At 71.2% G+C, this 16,620-nt stretch carries 18 protein-coding genes and 1 tRNA gene; 14 read left to right on the top strand and 5 right to left on the bottom strand.

The features are described from left to right. Window positions 1-332: 332 nt before the first annotated feature. Window positions 333-1,280: an alpha/beta hydrolase gene (locus QMK28_RS24950; protein WP_326441765.1), complete on the top strand. Its 948-nt coding sequence runs from the start codon at window positions 333-335 to the stop codon at window positions 1,278-1,280. A gap of 38 nt (window positions 1,281-1,318) precedes the next feature. Here QMK28_RS24950 and QMK28_RS24945 read toward each other — a convergent pair whose 3' ends face one another. Together QMK28_RS24945 and QMK28_RS24940 are read right to left on the bottom strand one after the other, a co-directional pair. After that, entirely contained in the window at window positions 1,319-2,227 is a 909-nt protein-coding gene (locus QMK28_RS24945) for a transketolase family protein (protein ID WP_326441763.1), read from the bottom strand. 146 nt (window positions 2,228-2,373) lie between these two features. After that, window positions 2,374-3,090: a transketolase gene (locus tag QMK28_RS24940; RefSeq protein ID WP_326441761.1), complete on the bottom strand. Its 717-nt coding sequence runs from the start codon at window positions 3,088-3,090 to the stop codon at window positions 2,374-2,376. 66 nt (window positions 3,091-3,156) lie between these two features. Here QMK28_RS24940 and soxR point away from each other — a divergent pair, with 66 nt between their 5' ends. Continuing rightward, window positions 3,157-3,621: a redox-sensitive transcriptional activator SoxR gene (soxR, locus tag QMK28_RS24935; protein WP_326441759.1), complete on the top strand. Its 465-nt coding sequence runs from the start codon at window positions 3,157-3,159 to the stop codon at window positions 3,619-3,621. A 183-nt stretch (window positions 3,622-3,804) separates the two neighbouring features. Then, window positions 3,805-4,233 carry an MmcQ/YjbR family DNA-binding protein gene (locus QMK28_RS24930; RefSeq protein ID WP_326441757.1) on the top strand — a complete coding sequence of 143 codons (429 nt, stop codon included), beginning with the start codon at window positions 3,805-3,807 and terminating at the stop codon, window positions 4,231-4,233. Between the two features lie 92 nt (window positions 4,234-4,325). Here QMK28_RS24930 and QMK28_RS24925 read toward each other — a convergent pair whose 3' ends face one another. After that, window positions 4,326-4,613 carry a YiaA/YiaB family inner membrane protein gene (locus tag QMK28_RS24925; protein WP_326441755.1) on the bottom strand — a complete coding sequence of 96 codons (288 nt, stop codon included), beginning with the start codon at window positions 4,611-4,613 and terminating at the stop codon, window positions 4,326-4,328. 304 nt (window positions 4,614-4,917) lie between these two features. On the opposite strand from QMK28_RS24925, the gene QMK28_RS24920 reads away from it, so the two are divergent. Continuing rightward, window positions 4,918-4,994: transfer RNA gene (locus QMK28_RS24920), tRNA-Pro, on the top strand. 307 nt (window positions 4,995-5,301) lie between these two features. Further along, on the top strand, window positions 5,302-6,219 hold the full coding sequence (locus QMK28_RS24915) for a GNAT family N-acetyltransferase (RefSeq protein WP_326441753.1): 918 nt from the start codon (window positions 5,302-5,304) through the stop codon (window positions 6,217-6,219). A 137-nt stretch (window positions 6,220-6,356) separates the two neighbouring features. Here the strand turns inward: QMK28_RS24915 and QMK28_RS24910 are convergent, their stop codons facing one another. Next, window positions 6,357-7,193: a DUF4344 domain-containing metallopeptidase gene (locus tag QMK28_RS24910; protein WP_326441751.1), complete on the bottom strand. Its 837-nt coding sequence runs from the start codon at window positions 7,191-7,193 to the stop codon at window positions 6,357-6,359. A gap of 218 nt (window positions 7,194-7,411) precedes the next feature. Between QMK28_RS24910 and QMK28_RS24905 the strand changes: the two genes are divergently transcribed. The 8 genes from QMK28_RS24905 (at window position 7,412) to QMK28_RS24870 (ending at window position 14,874) form a co-directional block, all read left to right on the top strand. After that, a complete protein-coding gene (locus tag QMK28_RS24905; RefSeq protein ID WP_326441749.1) occupies window positions 7,412-8,071 on the top strand; it encodes a response regulator transcription factor in 660 nt (219 codons plus the stop codon). A gap of 65 nt (window positions 8,072-8,136) precedes the next feature. Continuing rightward, on the top strand, window positions 8,137-9,312 hold the full coding sequence (locus tag QMK28_RS24900; RefSeq protein ID WP_326441747.1) for a sensor histidine kinase: 1,176 nt from the start codon (window positions 8,137-8,139) through the stop codon (window positions 9,310-9,312). Window positions 9,313-9,467: 155 nt separating this feature from the next. After that, window positions 9,468-9,908: an iron chaperone gene (locus QMK28_RS24895; protein ID WP_326441745.1), complete on the top strand. Its 441-nt coding sequence runs from the start codon at window positions 9,468-9,470 to the stop codon at window positions 9,906-9,908. After that, window positions 9,829-10,149, top strand: a complete 321-nt coding sequence (locus QMK28_RS24890) for an EF-hand domain-containing protein (RefSeq protein ID WP_326441769.1) — start codon at window positions 9,829-9,831, stop codon at window positions 10,147-10,149. Before QMK28_RS24895 ends, QMK28_RS24890 begins: the two co-directional genes overlap by 80 nt. Window positions 10,150-10,857: 708 nt before the next feature. Continuing rightward, the gene (locus QMK28_RS24885) at window positions 10,858-11,526 is read left to right on the top strand and encodes a hypothetical protein (protein ID WP_326441743.1); all 669 of its coding nucleotides are present in this window, start codon (window positions 10,858-10,860) and stop codon (window positions 11,524-11,526) included. A gap of 222 nt (window positions 11,527-11,748) precedes the next feature. Further along, complete coding sequence (locus QMK28_RS24880) at window positions 11,749-12,864, top strand: zinc-dependent alcohol dehydrogenase (RefSeq protein WP_326441741.1); 1,116 nt, start codon at window positions 11,749-11,751, stop codon at window positions 12,862-12,864. After that, complete coding sequence (locus QMK28_RS24875) at window positions 12,861-13,847, top strand: ROK family protein (RefSeq protein WP_326441739.1); 987 nt, start codon at window positions 12,861-12,863, stop codon at window positions 13,845-13,847. The genes QMK28_RS24880 and QMK28_RS24875 overlap by 4 nt, the downstream gene beginning before the upstream one ends. A gap of 4 nt (window positions 13,848-13,851) precedes the next feature. Beyond that, window positions 13,852-14,874 (top strand): phosphotransferase family protein, encoded by a 1,023-nt coding sequence (locus QMK28_RS24870; RefSeq protein ID WP_326441737.1) that lies wholly within the window; start codon window positions 13,852-13,854, stop codon window positions 14,872-14,874. Between the two features lie 75 nt (window positions 14,875-14,949). Here the strand turns inward: QMK28_RS24870 and QMK28_RS24865 are convergent, their stop codons facing one another. Continuing rightward, window positions 14,950-15,756, bottom strand: a complete 807-nt coding sequence (locus QMK28_RS24865) for a 4'-phosphopantetheinyl transferase family protein (RefSeq protein ID WP_326441735.1) — start codon at window positions 15,754-15,756, stop codon at window positions 14,950-14,952. 314 nt (window positions 15,757-16,070) lie between these two features. On the opposite strand from QMK28_RS24865, the gene QMK28_RS24860 reads away from it, so the two are divergent. Continuing rightward, complete coding sequence (locus QMK28_RS24860) at window positions 16,071-16,607, top strand: dioxygenase family protein (RefSeq protein ID WP_326441733.1); 537 nt, start codon at window positions 16,071-16,073, stop codon at window positions 16,605-16,607. The last annotated feature ends 13 nt before the right edge of the window (window positions 16,608-16,620 follow it).

Below are 16,620 nucleotides of genomic sequence, written 5' to 3'. Positions count from 1 at the left end.
CGCGGAGCCGGAGGCGGGGCCGCCGACCGCGGGGTGCGGGGAGTCGGTGGGAGGGGTCGGCGGGGGAGCCGAGTGCGTTGCGGGCCGGGGTACACCGGTGATGTCCAACGGGCCTCCTGGGACAAGAGAACTGCGCGGGAACCGAAGAGTCGACGGATAGCTGCGGGCGTTCAGGGAACCGTACGGGCGGGAGCGGCTTTCGGGGCTCCTGATCGTGACACAGCACCCGAACCGACGGTCAACACCGCCTCGCGCGCGCCCTTGGCGTGTCACGGTCGGGGAGGGGAGAGTGAAGCCCCGATCGCTTGGAGCCCGACCGCTTGGAGCCCCGTATGCCCGCCACCGGAATCGGCACCGCCAGTCGCCCGGACTATTTCCAGGCCCAGGACGGCACCCGGGTCGCCGCCTACACCTGGCTGCCGAAGAGCGGCCGCCCCCGCGCGCTCGTCCAGATCGCGCACGGAGCCGCCGAACACGCCCTGCGTTACGACCGGTTCGCACGCTTCCTGACCGCGAACGGCTACGCCGTCGTCGCCTCCGACCACCGGGGCCACGGCGCGAGTGCTGCCTCCACGGGCGGTCGCGGCGTCGTCGGCGAGGACAGCTGGCGGCGCGTCGTCACCGACCTGCGGGGCATCGGCGACCGGCTGCGCGCCGCGTACCCCGGCGTGCCGTTGGTGCTGCTCGGCCACAGCATGGGCTCGATGCTCGCCCGCGACTACGCCCAGGAATACGGGGGCGACCTGTCCGGGCTGATCCTCTCCGGTACCTTCCGGGTCCTGCCCGGCGCCGAGATGGAGGATTCGATCGCCCGCCTGGAGCAGGAGATCGCCGAGCACGGCCGCAGCCACCTCTCCGGCTTCATCCCCGAGCTGTTCGGGTCCTTCAACGACCCGTACGCCGGACCGGGGTTGACCGGTTTCGAATGGCTCTCGCGCGACGAGACCGAGGTCGACGCCTATATCGACGACGCCCGCTGCGGCTTCGCGTTCAGCGCCGGACTGGCCCTGGACTGGGTGCGGGCGATCCGGAAGATGAACGACCCGCGCGAGCTCGCCCGCATCCCGGCCGACCTGCCGGTGCATGTGGCCGTCGGCGACCAGGACCCCTGCAACCAGCGGATGACGCTGGTCTACGAACTGCTGGAGGACTTCCGCTATTTGGGGACCGCCGACCTGACCTGGAAGGCGTACCCCGGAGCCCGGCACGAAATCCTGAACGAGACGAACCGGGACCAGGTCCAGGAGGACTTGCTCGGGTGGCTCGACAAACGGGTGTAGAGGCGGCGGGCGCTGGCCTCGGCTCCGCGCGATCAGCCTCAGCCGAGGAAGCCCGTGATGCGCTCCCGCAACGAGCGCGGGTCCAGGCCATGGGCGGCGATGTGCTCGTCCAGTTCGCCGTAGCGCCGCACCTCGCGGCGCGCCGTACCGAGCGCCAGGACCCGGTGCGGCAACTCGGCGAGAGCGTCGTTGGCGGCAGCCGTGGACGTACCGGCGAGATACGGCTCCACGATGACCACCTCGGCGGCGGCCCCGCCGCGCACCGCCGCGCGCAGCGCCGCGTCGTCGAAGGGCCGGACGGTCGTGGCGTAGAGGACGGTCACATCCAGGCCCTCGACGGCCGCGAGGACGTTGTCGAGCATCGGCCCGACTGCGACGACGACGGGACGTGCGGTGCGCGACGCCTCCCGTACGGTCAGGAACCCGGAGCCGGTCACGGGCAGCGGCGCGGTGTTGGACTGCACCGAGAGCCGTACGTACACCTTGTCGTCGCCGGCCGCCGCCGCGTGCCGCAGCAGCGTCTCGGCCTCGTCGGGGTGCCCGGGGACATGGATGGTCCAGCCGTCCAGGGTGTCCATCAGAGCGACATCGCCGGGCGACATATGGGTGAAGCCGCCGGCCGGCCAGTCGTACGAGGCCCCGGCGCTGACCAGCACCCCGCCGACCCCTTGGTGCCCGAAGTCCAGCTTCACCTGCTCGAAGGGCCGCTCGACCAGGAAGCTCGCGAAGGTGTGCACGACCGGGCGCAACCCGGTGAGGGCGAGCCCGCCGCCGACCCCGACCAGTAGCTGCTCCCGGATGCCGACGTTCAACACCCGCTCCGGGTAGGCGCGTTGAGCCTCCGCGAAGCCGTCCAGGCCGATATCGGCGAGCACCACGGCGAGCCGTGGGTCCTCGTGGAGCAGCCGGGAGGTGACGTCGGCGAAGCGTTCGCGCATGGTGTCCATGAGATGAGTCCTCTGCTGTGCCCGGTGTATCCGGCTTCGCGGCCGGGGCGGTGTCCGGAGATGGAGGTGGGGTTGTGGGGCGAGCGCACTGCTGACCGCGTCGCTGGCCACACCGCTGAGTGCATCGCTGACCGCGTCAGGCTCGGTCAGCCGTTCTTGGGCTCGGCCCGGGCGACGACGGCATGCGGCTGCCCGGGGTGCGGCGAGGTGAAGGCCGCGTACAAGGCGTCGTGGTCGCGCCCGTCCACCGTCGTGACCGACCAGCCGGCCGCCTCGAAGCGGGAGGCGATGCCGCCGCGCCGGCCGTGGGTGGCCGAGGAGTTGTCGATGGCGAGGGTGTGCAGCCGCTCCAGCCCGGTCGCGCCGGCGTACGCGATGGCCTCGTGATTGCTGCCCTCGTCCAGCTCCGCGTCGCCGATCAGCACCCACACCCGCGCGTCGCGGCGCCCCTGCGCCCGGAGCCCCAGCGCGCTGCCGACGGCCAGCGGCAGCCCGTGCCCGAGCGACCCGCTGCCGATCTCGACGCCCGGCACCAGCAGCCGGTCCGGGTGGTGGCCGAGCGGCGAATCGTACGAGCCGAACCCGGAGAGCAGCTCGACGGGGAAGAACCCCTTGGCCGCCAGCACCGCGTAGTACGCCATGGGGCCGTGGCCCTTGGAGAGCAGGAACCTGTCCCGGTCGGGGGCGTCCACGGTGCCGGGGGAGACCCGGAGCACCCGGTCGTAGAGCACCCAGAGCGCGTCGAGGGTGGAGGTGGCGGCCGGGCCGTGCTTCTCGTCGCCGGTCATCAGGCCCATCAGCCAGGGCAGATCGGTGTAGCCGTAGGCCGTGCCGGCTGTCGTCTCAACTGTCCTCGAAGTCATGGCAGTAAGCCTGCAACTTCAAGTCGACTTGAAGTCAAGCGCCGTTCTCCGGCTAATCTCGGGAGCATGACTTCGAAGCACGACCGCCTCCCGATCGGCGAACTCGCCGCACGCAGCGGTGTCGCCACCTCGGCGCTGCGCTACTACGAGGAGCGCGGCCTGATCCGCTCCGAGCGCACCACCGGCAGGCAGCGCCGCTACGCCCGCGCCGTCCTGCGCAGGGTGGCTTTCATCCGCGCCGCCCAGGTCGTCGGCCTCTCCCTGGACGAGGCCCAGACGGCGCTGAAGCGGCTCCCCGAGGACCGCGCGCCGAACGCGGCCGAGTGGAAGGGCGTGGCCCGCGCCTGGGAGCGCCGCATCGACCAGCAGATCGCCGACCTCGAACGGCTCAAGAAGAAGCTGAACGGCTGCGTCGGCTGCGGCTGCCTCTCACTGCGCAAGTGCGCGCTCTACAACCCCGACGACACCGCCTCCCGGCGCGGCTCGGGCGCGCGCTACCTGCTGGGCGACGAGCCGCCGACGGTGTCCTGACCGGGGCCCGGCCGGCCGAGCCCGGCCCCGGCCGCCGATGAACGTGGCTGGTCACCGGCAGGGTGCCGGCGCTGACAGGGCGGGTGTCAGTGGCGGCGGATACCGTCGAGTCGTGGTTGTTACGTGGCGTGTGCAACCCGTATGTCACCAAATGTGCTGGAGTGAGCGGAGGCCGGAGCGATCATGACCACCACGGCAGACGATGTCCGCAGGACCGCGCTGTCCCTGCCGGGAACGGAAGAAAGGCTCGCGTGGGGCCAGCCCACTTTCCGGGTGCGTGGAAAGATCTTCGCCTCCCTCGCGGACGACGACGATTCGGTGGGCTTCAGATGCCCGATCGACGACCGGGGCGAGCTGATAGCGGCCGAGCCGGCGAAGTTCTTCCTCAAGCCGGGCCACGACGACCACTACAACTGGTTGCGCGTACGGCTCTCCGCGCTGGACGGCGAGGACGAGCTCCGCGCGGTCCTCCTGGACGCCTGGCACCAGGCCGCCCCGCGCCGCTTGGCGGAGTCCTACCGGGCGGCGGGCGGGAAACCGGACGCGAAGCCGGACGCGAAACCGCGTACGGAGCGGGAGGGCGAAAGCCCGAAGGCCGGGCGCGGGGCGTAAGGGCCGCCGGCGGCTCGTGGCTGCCCCGGCAGGGCCCCTCCCCCGACGGTTCGACGGTCACAGGGGTGGCCCGGCCCGGTCGCTCGGGGTGATCAGATCTTGACCTCGAAGGGGTCGTGCTCGGCGAGCAGCTTGTCGAGCCGCGCCTTGTCCACGCGATTCGTCACCTCCTCGGTCTCCTGCCGGTCCCGCACGCACTTGGCGAGCGTGAACGCCGAGGTCACGACGAAGATGAGGCCGAGCGCGAGAAAGCTCCGCTCCCAGGGTCCGACGGGCAGCTTCGCGATGCCGATGGCGACGGCAGCCATCGACAGTCCGAACGAGATCGTGGCCTGAACGAAGAAGGCCGTAGTGGTGGACCGCTGAATAGGTGGGCTCATGCCCCGTAGCGTCGCCCGTGCGGGCATGTCACCGCATGAGTACAGCTACTCACCTTCCCTGTGGCGGGACGCTGGGTGCCCCGGCGCCGAACGCGCCACCCCGGTCCGGCGCCCGCCCCTCCACCCGTCCCGACGTGCGTTCCGCGACGCGTCGAGGCACGCCGAGCGTCACGGCGGAGGAGCCCCGCGAGCCCCGCTCCGGCACCTCCCGAGCCCCCGCAAAGGCGTGAGCGATCACCCCCTGGAGTGCGGTATTGTTCTCATGCGTGGTCGGCACGGGGAAAACCCCAGGTCGGACGGGCATCGGGACGTGGCGCAGCTTGGTAGCGCACCTGACTGGGGGTCAGGGGGTCGCAGGTTCAAATCCTGTCGTCCCGACCAGCGTTTTCGCAGGTCGTAGGCCGTATCGGAGTAATCCGGTACGGCCTTTTCGATTGCCCTGGGACCGACTGGAGCATGGCTATCCCCTCCGCGATCCCGACTCCACATAGGCTAGGAACGCGGACCGGAACTCCGGATCGGCGGGAGCCCGGCCTCATCAGCGGCATGAAGGAACTGATCGGCCGCTCCTCGGCCTGTGAGCCGGAGGCGGCGTCACACCTGATCGCACGGTCCGATAGCCAGCAGGAACCAGCCGGCTGGGGCAGCCCCGACGAGCCGGCAGCCACCGAAGGGACGCACCGCGCATATGAACGACTTCGGCGAAGCCCCGCTGTCACGTTCCGACAGCCAGGACCCGGCATCGGTCGCGACGGCCGGGCCGGGTGAACTCACCGTCATCACCGCCTCGTTGGAGGACTGGTCCCCGGTGGCGGAGTGGGCTGACGGAGAAGGGTGGAACGTCGGCGTCGGCGATGGCGCCTGCTTCCACCCCACCGACCCCGCGGGCTTCTTCATCGGCCGCGTCGGCAGCCGTCCGGTCTCGGCGGTCTCGATCGTCAACTACTCGGACCAGTACGCCTTTTTGGGCCATTATCTGGTCCATCCCGACCTGCGGGGGCGGGGCTTGGGCTTCGCGACCTGGCAGGCGGCGTTCCCGCACGCGGGGACCCGCACCGTCGGTCTCGACGCGATGCCCGCCCAGGAGGCCAACTACCGCAAGTGCGGGTTCGTTCCGGAGTACGACACCATCCGTTACGCCGGGCGCCCCGAGCGGTCAGGGACCGTGGCCGCGGGGACCGTGGCTGTCGCTCCGGAGCACCTGGACGCCATCGCCGCGTACGATCGCGCATGCTTCCCCACCGACCGGCGCGCCTTCGTGAGCCGCTGGCTGACGGCTGCCGGACACACCGCGTACGCCCGGCTGAGCGAGGGCCGGATCACCGGTTACGGCGTGATCCGGCCGGCTCACGAGGGCTATCGCATCGGCCCGCTGTTCGCCGACACGCCGCAGGACGCCGAAGCGCTCTTCGACAGCCTGACCGCGCACATCGGCCCGGTCAGCGAGGTCTCCCTCGACGTCCCCGAGCCGCGGAACGCGGCGAGCGCTCTTGTCACAGCCCGCGGGCTCACAGCTCGGTTCCACACCGTGCGCATGTACACCGGACCGGTAGCCGGGACCCGGGCAGAGCGCGTCTTCGCCGGCGCCACTCTCGAACTCGGATAGCCGGAGCGGATTCCTGCCGCGCCCGGGTTCCGTGCCCGGTGCGGAGGGCTTCGGTTCGCTCCAGTCGGCACGGGCCGCGCGGGCCCGTGCCGACCAGGTCTGCGATGTCCAGGTCCGCGCCGTCGAAGCCCGTGCCCTCAGCCCCGCTGCCGGTGCGGGGCGAGAAGGTGGTTCCAACCGCGCCGCAAGTCGGCGTACTCATAGCCGGAAAGCTCGGAGCGGGCACGGGTCAGTTGCTTGCCGTCGACCAGCTTCTTCCACCGCTTGGGATTCGCGCCGTAAAGGTAGGAGCGGTAGGTGGCCGCGCGGGCGGCGCTGGGGCTGTGCTCGTCCGAGAAGTCGACCTTCTGGCCTTCCTCGATCGCGTACAGGTGGAAGTTCTCGGCGGCGGCGAGGAGCGCCCGCTGGCCGGCCATGCCCTGCGGTATGAGGTTGTACGCGGCGAATTGGTCGGCGACGTCCTCCTCGCGGCCGGTGTACGGCAGCGCGAGCTTGTCGATCAGCGCGTGCGCGGTCTCGTGGTACAGCGTTTCGGACACGACGCCCGCCGTGCTGCCCCGTACGTTCTTGCCGCCCGCGTCCTCGAACATCTCGCGGACCTCGGCCACGAACTCGTAGCAGACGTCGATCCGGGACTTCTCGGGGTCGTACGCGACATCCGTATTGCCGCAGGAGCGCCCGGCCATCCTGATCGTGCCGGGGATCTTCAGACGCTTGTTGATCTTGTCGGAGACCCGCTCCAGCAGACGGTTCTCGCGGAGGAAGGCTCGCTCGTCCCCGCCGCCGCGCTTGGCCTTCTGGTAGGAGGCGACGATCTCGCGGGACTTCGGGGCGGCGGCCTGTCCCGGGGCGGCGGCGGTCACCATGACCGCCGAGAGACCGGCCAGCGCTGTGACGGTCAGCAGGGTTCTCCGGTTGCGTGCGGTGGAGCGTCGGCGGCCGTTGGACTTGGGTGCGGCGTGGCGTGCGGTCATGGTCGGTAACTCTGGAGGCCGACGGCGGTCCGGCGAATCCGCCGCTCGGACGGACTTGCCCCCGCCGACCGGCGGGGCGGCCCGGGACGCGGACCAGGGGCGATGGTGGCGAGGGCGCGACACAACGGCCATCGGCCCCCTCGCGGGTACGGCCCGGCTGACCCCGTTGGCCCGAGCCGACCCCGTTAGAGTGGCCGTACCCCCACTGAGGAGAGACCTTGATCCGCGTTGTCCTCGTCGATGACGAGCAGCTGGTCCGCTCCGGCTTGCGGCTGATTCTGGGCACGACCGCGGACATCGAGGTCATCGCGGACTGCGGAGGGGCCGCCGCGGTGGGCACGATCCTCGCCCACCGGCCCGACGTGGTGCTGCTCGACATCCGGATGCCGGACGTCGACGGGCTGAGCGTGCTGCGAGGGCTGCGGGCCCGTCTCGACGGGCGGCTGCCCGCCGTGGCGATGCTCACGACCTTCGACGCGGAGGAGTACTTGTCGGCCGCGCTGCGGCTCGGCGCGGCCGGGTTTCTGCTCAAGGACACCGAGCCGGAGGAACTCGTGACGGCGGTGCGGACCCTGGCCTCGGGCGCCAGCACGCTGGACCCCGGCGTCACCCGCGCGGTGATCGGCGGCTACCTGGCGTCCGCGGCCGGCTCGGAGGCGGCGGCGCGGGCCGTACGGGTGCTCACGGCCCGCGAACGGGAGGTGCTCGCGCTGCTCGGCGAGGGACTCTCGAACGCGGGGATCGCCGACCGGATGTCACTCGCGCCGAGCACGGTGAAAGACCATGTCAGCGCGGTGATCGGCAAGCTCGGCGCGCTCAACCGGGTCCAGGTGGCAGTGCTCGCCGACCGTGCCGGGCTCGTGGACCGCGGCCGCTGAGCGGTGAGACTGCCTTGACCGAAGACCCGATGCCGCGCACCACGCCGCGATCCATGCCGCGGTGGATGTCGCGGTGGATGCCGTCGTACGGCCCGGCCGCCCTCGCGTTCGCCGACGCGCTGCTGGTCAATGGCCCGGCCCCGAGCACCGAACTCGCCGTCGGGCTGCTCGCGGCGGCGGCGCTCCTGCTGCGCCGCCGCTGTCCGGTACTGGTGCTGCTCGCCACTTTGCCCGGACTGCTCATCGGCTACGTCTGGTTCGCCCCGATGATCGCCCTGTACACCGTGGCTTCCCGCCGCGCCGACCGGCGCGTCGTGGCGTGCTGCGCTGTGCTGGTGGCCACGGCCCACTTCTTGCCGTACCCCTTCAACGACACGGCGCTCGACGGCGGCCGGGCGACGGTGCTGGCCGCCGTCGACGCGCTGGTGACCGCCACGGCGGCCGTCGCGCTCGGCCTGCTGGTCAGCACCCGCCGCGAACTCGCCGCCCGGCTGTCCGAGCTGACCAGCAGCCGCGCCCACACGGACCGACTGCTGACCGAGCACATCGTGGCCGCCGAGCGGGCCCGGCTGGCTCGCGAGATGCACGACGTGGTCGCCCACCAGGTCAGCCTGATCAGCCTGCAAGCCGGCGCGCTGCGCGTCAGCAGCACCGATCCCGCGACCAAGGACACAGCGGGCACCATCCGCACGCTGGCCGTCAGAACCCTCGACGAGCTGCGCCACATGGTGGGCGTGCTCCGCGCGGCGGGCGGCGAGGCCGGGCAGCTCACTCCGCAGCCTCGGCTCACGGATCTGCGCAAGCTGATCGCCGAGAGCGCGCTGAACGTCGACTTCACGGACACGGACACGGACACGGACACGGACACGGACGCAGACACGGGTGCTGGTGCGGATGGTGATGCCGGCCCCGCCGGCCGACGGGCCCAGCACTCCGAAGCCGTGGAACGGGCAGCCTTCCGGACCGTCCAGGAGGCGCTGACCAACGTCCGCAAGCACGCGCCGGGCGCCCCGGTGCGGGTCCGTATCCGGCACCAGGCCGGTGAGCTGCGCATCGAGGTCCACAACGGCCCCGCCGACGGCGATACCGAACCGCTCGACCTGCCCAGCGGCGGCCACGGACTCCTGGGGTTGCGCGAGCGTGTCCAACTGCTCGGCGGCACCTTTGAGTCCGGTCCCGCCGAGGGCGGCGGCTTCCGCGTCCGTGCCGCTCTTCCGACAGCGGGCTCCGGTTCGGTTTGACCCCTCGGCGGCCCGCGACACGCAGCCTTCGCCGATAGGGGCTTGAGCGGGCACAGGCGCGTCGCGAGCGACGATGGGAGGCGCCTCCGATGGACGTCCCCGGGCGGGCGCCCGACACGCCGCGCACGGAACGGAACAGAACGGAGAGGCAGCTCATGGCAGACCACTTCGCGACCGTCGACGACTACATCAGCTCATGTCCCGACGATGTTCAGGTCATCCTGGAACAGCTCCGGCGGACCATCCGGAAGGCCGTGCCCGGGGTTGACGAGACGATCAGCTATCAGATGCCCACGTTCACGCTCAACGGCAGAAAGGTGGTGCACCTCGCGGCGTGGAAGCACCACATCGGCATCTACCCGGCCCCGGCCCCGTCGGCGGATGCGGCCTTCGAACGGGAACTCGCCCCCTACCGAGCGGCGGAGGGCACGCTGAGATTCCCGCTCCAGCAGCCCATGCCTTACGACCTCATCGAACGACTGGTGGTTCTCCTCGCCGAACAGCGGAGCGCCGTTCATCATCGCCCTGGCCGACCAGCCGATCGCCGCACGAGCCCCGCTCGGAGCGCTCGCGGAGGCATTCCTGGCCATCGCTGACGCCGACGGCAGCGGGACGGTCGACCCGGAGGAGTTCTTCGTCTTCCAGCGCGGCCACTTCCCGACCCTCGCCCGGCAGGCGGCCGACGAGGCGTTCCGGCACCTGGACCTCGACAGTGACGGCAGGCTGTCCGGCGAGGAGTTCGTCTCGGGCATCATCGAGTACTGGACCAGCACGGATCCTGCGGCGCCCGGCAACTGGTGGACCGGCAACCCCGCGTTCGGCACCGCTGCCTCCTAGGTTCTGGTCCTGGGTCCCGCGCCCGGGTCTGCTTCAAGTCGTCCGCTTCAAGTCGTCCGCCCGTACGGCTGACGCCGTCCGTCGAGGCAGCACGTGGTGCGGACCTTTGGGCCGTCGTTCTGAGCGCGGACACTCCGTCGCGGTCACTCCGAACTGATGCCTCCTGATGCCTACGCACCGGCGCGCGATCGGCGATCGGTGTGAGACGCCGGATACGGTCGCCGATTCCCCTCCATGCTTCAGGGCTCTCGTCTGCGGGCGAGGGTCCTGTGTGTTCGTGCCGCCACCTGGGGGCTCCCCGTCCGCGCGCGGTGTGCGTGCCGCGTAGGGGGAGCCCCCGGGCATGACATGCCATGGTCGAGTCGAAGTCCTCCGTTCAGGACTGAGGCCGTCGGCCGTGGTTGGCTGCGTGCTGACGACGTGCCTTCTTCTTGCGGCGCCGCTTCGATGCCATGGCGTTTCCTCTCGCAGTGATGCTTTCGCCGAATTTCTACCATTTCATACCGGTATCCCATCGGCGATTCCGGGAGCCCGCGCCCAGGCCGTAGCCGCCCCGCGCCTGGCCGTATGTGCCCGGGGACCCCACTAGCGGGCCGTCGAGGCCCTACGCTCCGGTGGGGGCGGCGCTCGGTCGACGGATCTCGTGGGGGAAAACATGACAAGCGGCAGAGCACAGGCGTCGTCGACGAGACATTCGAGATCGACGCCATGCCCACCGACGGGACCGTCCCACCCGGCCGGGTGCCGGCGCCGAGCAGCGCCGTGACCGGACGGGCAGCCGCCGCGCGCGGCCCGATGCCTGTGCACTACCACCAGTTTCACGTCAGCGACCTGGAAGGGTCGCTCGGCCCCGAGCTGCCCTCGCACACCAACGGCCTGGTCGGAGTGGAGGACGGCGTCGCTCACGTCCTCACCGGCATCCACACCGGCACGGTGGACCTGGAGGTCACCCTGCACCGCCACGAGCCCGCTCCCGGCGAGGGCCCGTGGGAAGACATCGTGGAGATCCCGGCCCACTCCGTCTCCGGGGAGCTGGCCGTGCACGCGCTGATGGTCGACCTGGAGGAGGAATTCCCGACACTCGCTTCCGCCGGCCCCGGGGACTACCGGATACGCGTCCACGCCCGCGGCCGTGACACGGCGATCGACCTGGCTCCGGACGAGATCACCGAGTGGTACCTGCTCCAGGTCTGGCCGGCGGCTCCTCAGCCGCCGAGGGCGCTGCTGACCACCAGCGGCCACGGAGCCGTCCAGCGAGCGTCGGCCGCCGACGCGCCCGCGCCCCGCGCCACCGTGAGCGGGGCCGGGTCGCAGGACGACCCGGCGGGAATCAGGGCACGCGCCATTCGCCCGCGCCGTGCCGAGGGCGACGCCTGAACTTCCGGCAGCCCTGGGTGGAGGACGCCGCAGACCCGCTCTCCTCGACGGGCACGCCGACCGCTGGGCCGACAGCCGGCGCGATCGCGACGGCTCAAAGTCGCTGTATCCGCGCAACCGTCACGTCATTACGATCCCTCAACCAGGTCCTCCGCTCATGAGAGCGGTCCACTGGCGCGCGTCCGGCAGGGGCGGCCCGCTGGGCGTCGACGGGAGATGGCGATGCGAGCTTTGGTCCATGTCGGCGGCGGAGAGCTGGAGTTGGCCGATCGGCCAGTGTCCGAAGTGGTCGCCGGCGATGACGTGGTGGTCAGGGTCGTGGCAACCGGGATCTGCGGGACCGACCGGAAAATCGTGCTCGGCAAGTTCCCCGCACGGCCCGGTGTGATCCTCGGACACGAGTCGGTCGGTGTGATCCACGCGGTGGGCTCGGGCGTCCGGGGAGTGGCGATCGGCGACCGGGTCGTGGTCAACCCCACGCTCTACTGCGGCCGGTGCGAGCGCTGCCGGAGCGGGGCCGACAACTTCTGCCGGAACAAGAAGGGCACGGAGGTCGGCGTCGACCGGGACGGGACATTCGCCGAGTACACGCTGCTGCCGGAGCGCTTCGTACACCGGCTTCCAGACGGGATCGGCCTCCGCAGCGCGATCCTCATCGAACCGCTCGCCTGCGTGCTCAACAACGTTCTCGCCGCCGGGGTCTCCTTCGACGACACGGTCGTGGTGCTCGGCGGGGGGCCGATCGGGGTGCTCTGCGGCCTGCTGTGCGAACGGCGGGGGAGGCGCGCCGTCGTCGTCGAGCCCGATCCGCACCGGGCCGCGTCGGCGGGAAAACTCCTGCGGCATGTGATCACCGCGACCGGAGCCGATCCGGCCACGGCGATCGAGGCGGCCGCCGGCGGCCGTCGGCCCTCGGTCGTCTTCGACACCACAGGGGTCTGCGCGGAGCGTGCCGTGCAACTGGTCGACGACGGTGGGCGGGTGGTGCTCATGGGCTTCGACGACAGCTACACAGCCTCGCTGAGCCCCTTGCACCTGACCAACCACGGCGTCCGCCTCATCGGAGCCGGAGACTTCCGCTCCGACGCCTTCTCCATGGCCGTCGGCCTCGTCGCCGAGCTGAATCTGGACGGCATCGTCACCCATGAGTTCCCGTTGGAGCGGTACGCGGAGGCGTTCGCCGTGCTGGGCGCCGGCGCGGCGAGCGGCGACGGCCATGGCAACGGCGGGGCGACGTACGGCGCGATGAAGGTCGTGCTCCGGTCCGGCGCCGGTGGTTCCGGTGCGGGGGACGCGGACGACACGGATGCCAACGGGTGGCCGAGGAGCGGCTCATGACCAGCCCCCTGTACGGCTCGGTCGAAGCCGGCGGGACCAAGTTCGTCTGTCTGGTCGGTACGGGACCGCGGCACATCGTGGCCCGGACCCGCATCCCGACGCAGCGGCCGGACACGACGCTGGAGCAGGTCGTGGCCTTCTTCCGGGAGGCGCGCTCCGCCCACGGTCCGCTGGCGGCCGTCGGCATCGCGTCCTTCGGACCGCTCGAACTGCGGCCGTCGCACACCCGGTACGGGCACATCACCACCACCCCGAAGGCCGGCTGGGCCGACGTCGATATCGCGGGCGCCGTGGGCGGGCGGCTCGGCGTGCCGGTCGGACTGCATACGGACGTCAACGGCGCCGCCCTCGGCGAGGCCCGCTGGGGAGCGGCCCGGGGGCTGGACAACTTCGTATACGTAACGGTCGGCACCGGGGTCGGCGGCGCGGCCGTGATCGCGGGAGAGCCGGTGCGCGGTCTGGTGCACACCGAGATGGGGCATGTCAGCGTGCCGCGCCAGCCGGGCGACGACTACCCGGGCCAGTGCCCGTACCACGGCGATTGCCTCGAAGGCATGGCGGGCGGGGCGGCGCTCACCGCGCGCTGGGGACGCAGGGCGGAGCTGCTGGCGGGCGCGGATCTGCGCACCGCGCTGGCGTGGGAGGCCGGATACCTGGCCGAGGGGTTGCGTGGATTCGTCCTGACGACCGCACCGGAGCGGGTGCTGATCGGCGGCGGGGTGAGCGCGCTGCCCGGCCTGTTCCCGTTGCTGCGCGACCGGTTCACCAAGGTGATGGCCGGATATCCGGGGCTGCCGGAACAGGCGGAGGACGGCTTCATCGTTCCGGCGGGGCTCGGGCCGATGGCGGGCCCGGCGGGGGGCTTGGTGCTCGCGGCCCGCGCGGCCAGTGCCGACCGCGCTTCCAGTGCCGACCGCTCCGCCAATACCGACCGTGCTTCCAGTGCCGCGCGCGCCGCGCGTTCCGCGGGAACCGAAGGCTGACAGCATGGCGGCGATGCTCTCCCACGGTCCGGTCTCCCTGAACGACGCGACACGGGACTGGCTGCGCCGGGAGGTGCTGGGCGGCCGGACGCCGGCCGGCGCGCGGACTCTGCTCGGCGGCTATACGAACGAGTCGATCCTGCTCACCACTGACGCACGGGATCGCTATGTGCTGCGCCGATACCGGCCGAGCGACTCGCAGGTTCCGCGCAACACCTGCGCGGTGGAGGCAGCCGTGCTGCGCCGGCTGACCGGCACGGTTCCCGTCCCCGACGTCGTCGCGGCGGATGAGACCGGCGACGCGACGGGAGGCCCGCTGCTCGTCTACCGGTTCGTCGACGGCACCCTGCTCGGCGATCTGCTCCCCGGCCTCGACCACCGAGAGGCCGCCCCGCTGGGCCGCGCCGTCGGCGGGGTCCTCGCGCGGATCGGCTCGGTACGGCTGCCCCGGCCGGGGCCGTTCCGGGGGCCCGCGCTCGCACCGGAGGCCGACAGCGCTTCGGCCGTAGCGGACCTGCCCGGGTTCATCCAGCACTGCCTCGAAGCACCGGGCTGCACAAGGCTGTTGACCGACGCGGACCGGAAGGCCCTGCGCTCGCTCGCCGCGCAAGCCGCCCACTGGATCGCGGGCGTGGTCGGCGCCAGCAGTCTCGTACACCGCGACTTCAACCCGAAGAACGTGCTGGTCACCCGCCGACGCGGGCGGTGGGAGGTGGCCGCCGTGCTGGACTGGGAACAGGCTTTCAGCGGCCCCGCGCTGCTCGATGTCGGGAACATGCTGCGGTTCGCCCACGAGTATCCGGCCGCGTTCGTCCAGGCGTTCCTGGAGGGGGTCCAGGAGGACGCGGGCCCGCTCCCCGACGACTGGCCGGTCATCAGCCACGCCCTGGATCTCTTCGCGCTGGCCGACATTCTCACGCACCCACCGGACACCGCGTTCTTCGAACGGACCAGGGGAGTGCTGTACCGGCGGCTGGACCAGGGGCTCGGCGGAGGCTTCGGCACCCCGGCGACGCCTGGCGACTGACCGGCCCCCTGGGCACGATTCTCAGCTCTCAGGAACACCGGCCCTCAGGAACACCGGCCCTCAGAACACCGGCCCTCAGGGCGTATCGGAGCTGCGACCGCCGGGGCCGTACCGGAAGGCCCGGAGCCGCCTCTGCTCGCCCGGCCAGGCGACCGCCGCCACCAACCCGTCCATGGCGGGCGGTTCGGCGAACTGCCACGCGAGGCCGTCGGCCCTTCCCGCCCGCACGACCCGCGGCGGCTCGGGTGGCACGGACACCTCGAACCAGCCCAGACCGCGCGCGATTCCCCTGCCCCTGGCCTTCGTATAGGCCTCCTTGCGCACCCAGCACCCCAGGAAACCCCGAGCGCGGTCCGCCCGCGGCAGCCGGGACAGCGCGCGGGCCTCGGCGGGGGCCAGGCAGAGCGCGGCGAGGCGCGACGCCTCCGGTACGGGGCGGGCTCGCTCGACGTCGACGCCGACCGGGTGCCCGACCGCTACCGCGACCAGCGCGGTGCCCCCGGAGTGGGAGACGCTGAAGTGCAGCCGTGACGGGCCGGGCGACTGCGACGGGCCGGGCGACTGCGACTGCCCGAGCAGCCGTGACTGTCCGAGCAGCCATGGCTTGCCGTCGGCTCCGTAGCCGAAGCGCAGTTCCTCCGGGGCCGCTCCGAGGTAACCGGCGAGAATCCGGCGGAGCCGGGCGCGGCGCGCGATGAAGCTGCGGGTGCCGGGACCCCGGGTGAGGGCTGACAGTTCCACTCGCTCCGCCGGTCCGAGCAGCCGGCACAGCTCCGGGGTGCGGGAGGGCGCGTGGGTGAGCGGCACATTCCAGATATGCAGCTCCCCGGAATCCCACGTCAGGGTCCGAGCCGACCCGTGCGGCCAGATGGTTTCCGTCATGGGGTCCGGGCCTCTCTCACATGCTATTTCGAGTCAGCTGTCATATGCGACGGAAGATGTGCGGTCGGGGAAGGCGCATCGCGTGCCCCGTGCATCTTTCACCATCCGGAATCTCTCAACGACCCCCTGGAGACGTTTTTTTTCGGTCGATTCGGTGTCCAGAGGGGGCCGTCCAGAGGGAGTCGGGATCCGTGGTCGGGTGCGACCGGCGCATTGCTTCCCTGATGTCCAAAACCGGATCTGTCCATGCGCGTCACGGATTGCTATTCTCAATTTCCGATCTTGGCCCGTGGAGTGGTGAGAAGGGATCTTCAGTGGACGAGACGACTTCGCCCGGCACTGCCCCGTCCGGTTCGCATCTCACCCTGACTCCCGAATGCATATGCCGCGGCACTCCGCCGACCCCGGAACAGAACGAGGGGCCCTACTACAAGCCGTACACGCCCCATAAAGCGGACTTCCGTCAGGACGTCACGGACGGCACCCCGCTGGTCCTGTCCGGCCAGGTGGTCAACGGTGCGGGCGAGCCGGTGGGAGGGGCCCTGCTGGATTTCTGGCAGGTGGGCGACGAAGGCGTCTACGACGACGCGGGATTCCGGTTGCGGGGGCATCAGTTCGCCGACCCCAAGGGGTACTGGCGGCTGGAGACGGTCCTGCCCGCCATGTATCCCGGCCGGACCCGCCATCTGCATGTCAAGGTGCAGCCGCCGGGCGGCGAGGTGCTGACCACGATGCTGTACTTCCCCGAGGAGCGCCGCAACCACCTCGACAAACACTTCCGTCCCGAGTGCCTCATGACGGTCCAGCAGGCGGACGGCGGCTGGAAGGCGCAATTCACCTTTGTCGTCTGACCGATTGCCGTCC

Source organism: Streptomyces sp. H27-D2 (genome assembly GCF_035828615.1).
Classification (GTDB): domain Bacteria; phylum Actinomycetota; class Actinomycetes; order Streptomycetales; family Streptomycetaceae; genus Streptomyces.
Note: the sequence above shows the minus strand (reverse complement) of the source record. Positions and strands in the feature narration are given on the sequence as shown.

Excerpts from the sequence above, each read along its gene's own strand:
- QMK28_RS24950 (WP_326441765.1), top strand. The coding sequence starts at position 333 with ATGCCCGCCACCGGAATCGGCACCGCCAGTCGCCCGGACTATTTCCAG.
- QMK28_RS24945 (WP_326441763.1), bottom strand. The coding sequence starts at position 2,227 with ATGGACACCATGCGCGAACGCTTCGCCGACGTCACCTCCCGGCTGCTC.
- QMK28_RS24940 (WP_326441761.1), bottom strand. The coding sequence starts at position 3,090 with ATGACTTCGAGGACAGTTGAGACGACAGCCGGCACGGCCTACGGCTAC.
- soxR (WP_326441759.1), top strand. The coding sequence starts at position 3,157 with ATGACTTCGAAGCACGACCGCCTCCCGATCGGCGAACTCGCCGCACGC.
- QMK28_RS24930 (WP_326441757.1), top strand. The coding sequence starts at position 3,805 with ATGACCACCACGGCAGACGATGTCCGCAGGACCGCGCTGTCCCTGCCG.
- QMK28_RS24925 (WP_326441755.1), bottom strand. The coding sequence starts at position 4,613 with ATGAGCCCACCTATTCAGCGGTCCACCACTACGGCCTTCTTCGTTCAG.
- QMK28_RS24915 (WP_326441753.1), top strand. The coding sequence starts at position 5,302 with ATGAACGACTTCGGCGAAGCCCCGCTGTCACGTTCCGACAGCCAGGAC.
- QMK28_RS24910 (WP_326441751.1), bottom strand. The coding sequence starts at position 7,193 with ATGACCGCACGCCACGCCGCACCCAAGTCCAACGGCCGCCGACGCTCC.
- QMK28_RS24900 (WP_326441747.1), top strand. The coding sequence starts at position 8,137 with ATGTCGCGGTGGATGCCGTCGTACGGCCCGGCCGCCCTCGCGTTCGCC.
- QMK28_RS24895 (WP_326441745.1), top strand. The coding sequence starts at position 9,468 with ATGGCAGACCACTTCGCGACCGTCGACGACTACATCAGCTCATGTCCC.
- QMK28_RS24885 (WP_326441743.1), top strand. The coding sequence starts at position 10,858 with ATGCCCACCGACGGGACCGTCCCACCCGGCCGGGTGCCGGCGCCGAGC.
- QMK28_RS24880 (WP_326441741.1), top strand. The coding sequence starts at position 11,749 with ATGCGAGCTTTGGTCCATGTCGGCGGCGGAGAGCTGGAGTTGGCCGAT.
- QMK28_RS24875 (WP_326441739.1), top strand. The coding sequence starts at position 12,861 with ATGACCAGCCCCCTGTACGGCTCGGTCGAAGCCGGCGGGACCAAGTTC.
- QMK28_RS24870 (WP_326441737.1), top strand. The coding sequence starts at position 13,852 with ATGGCGGCGATGCTCTCCCACGGTCCGGTCTCCCTGAACGACGCGACA.
- QMK28_RS24865 (WP_326441735.1), bottom strand. The coding sequence starts at position 15,756 with ATGACGGAAACCATCTGGCCGCACGGGTCGGCTCGGACCCTGACGTGG.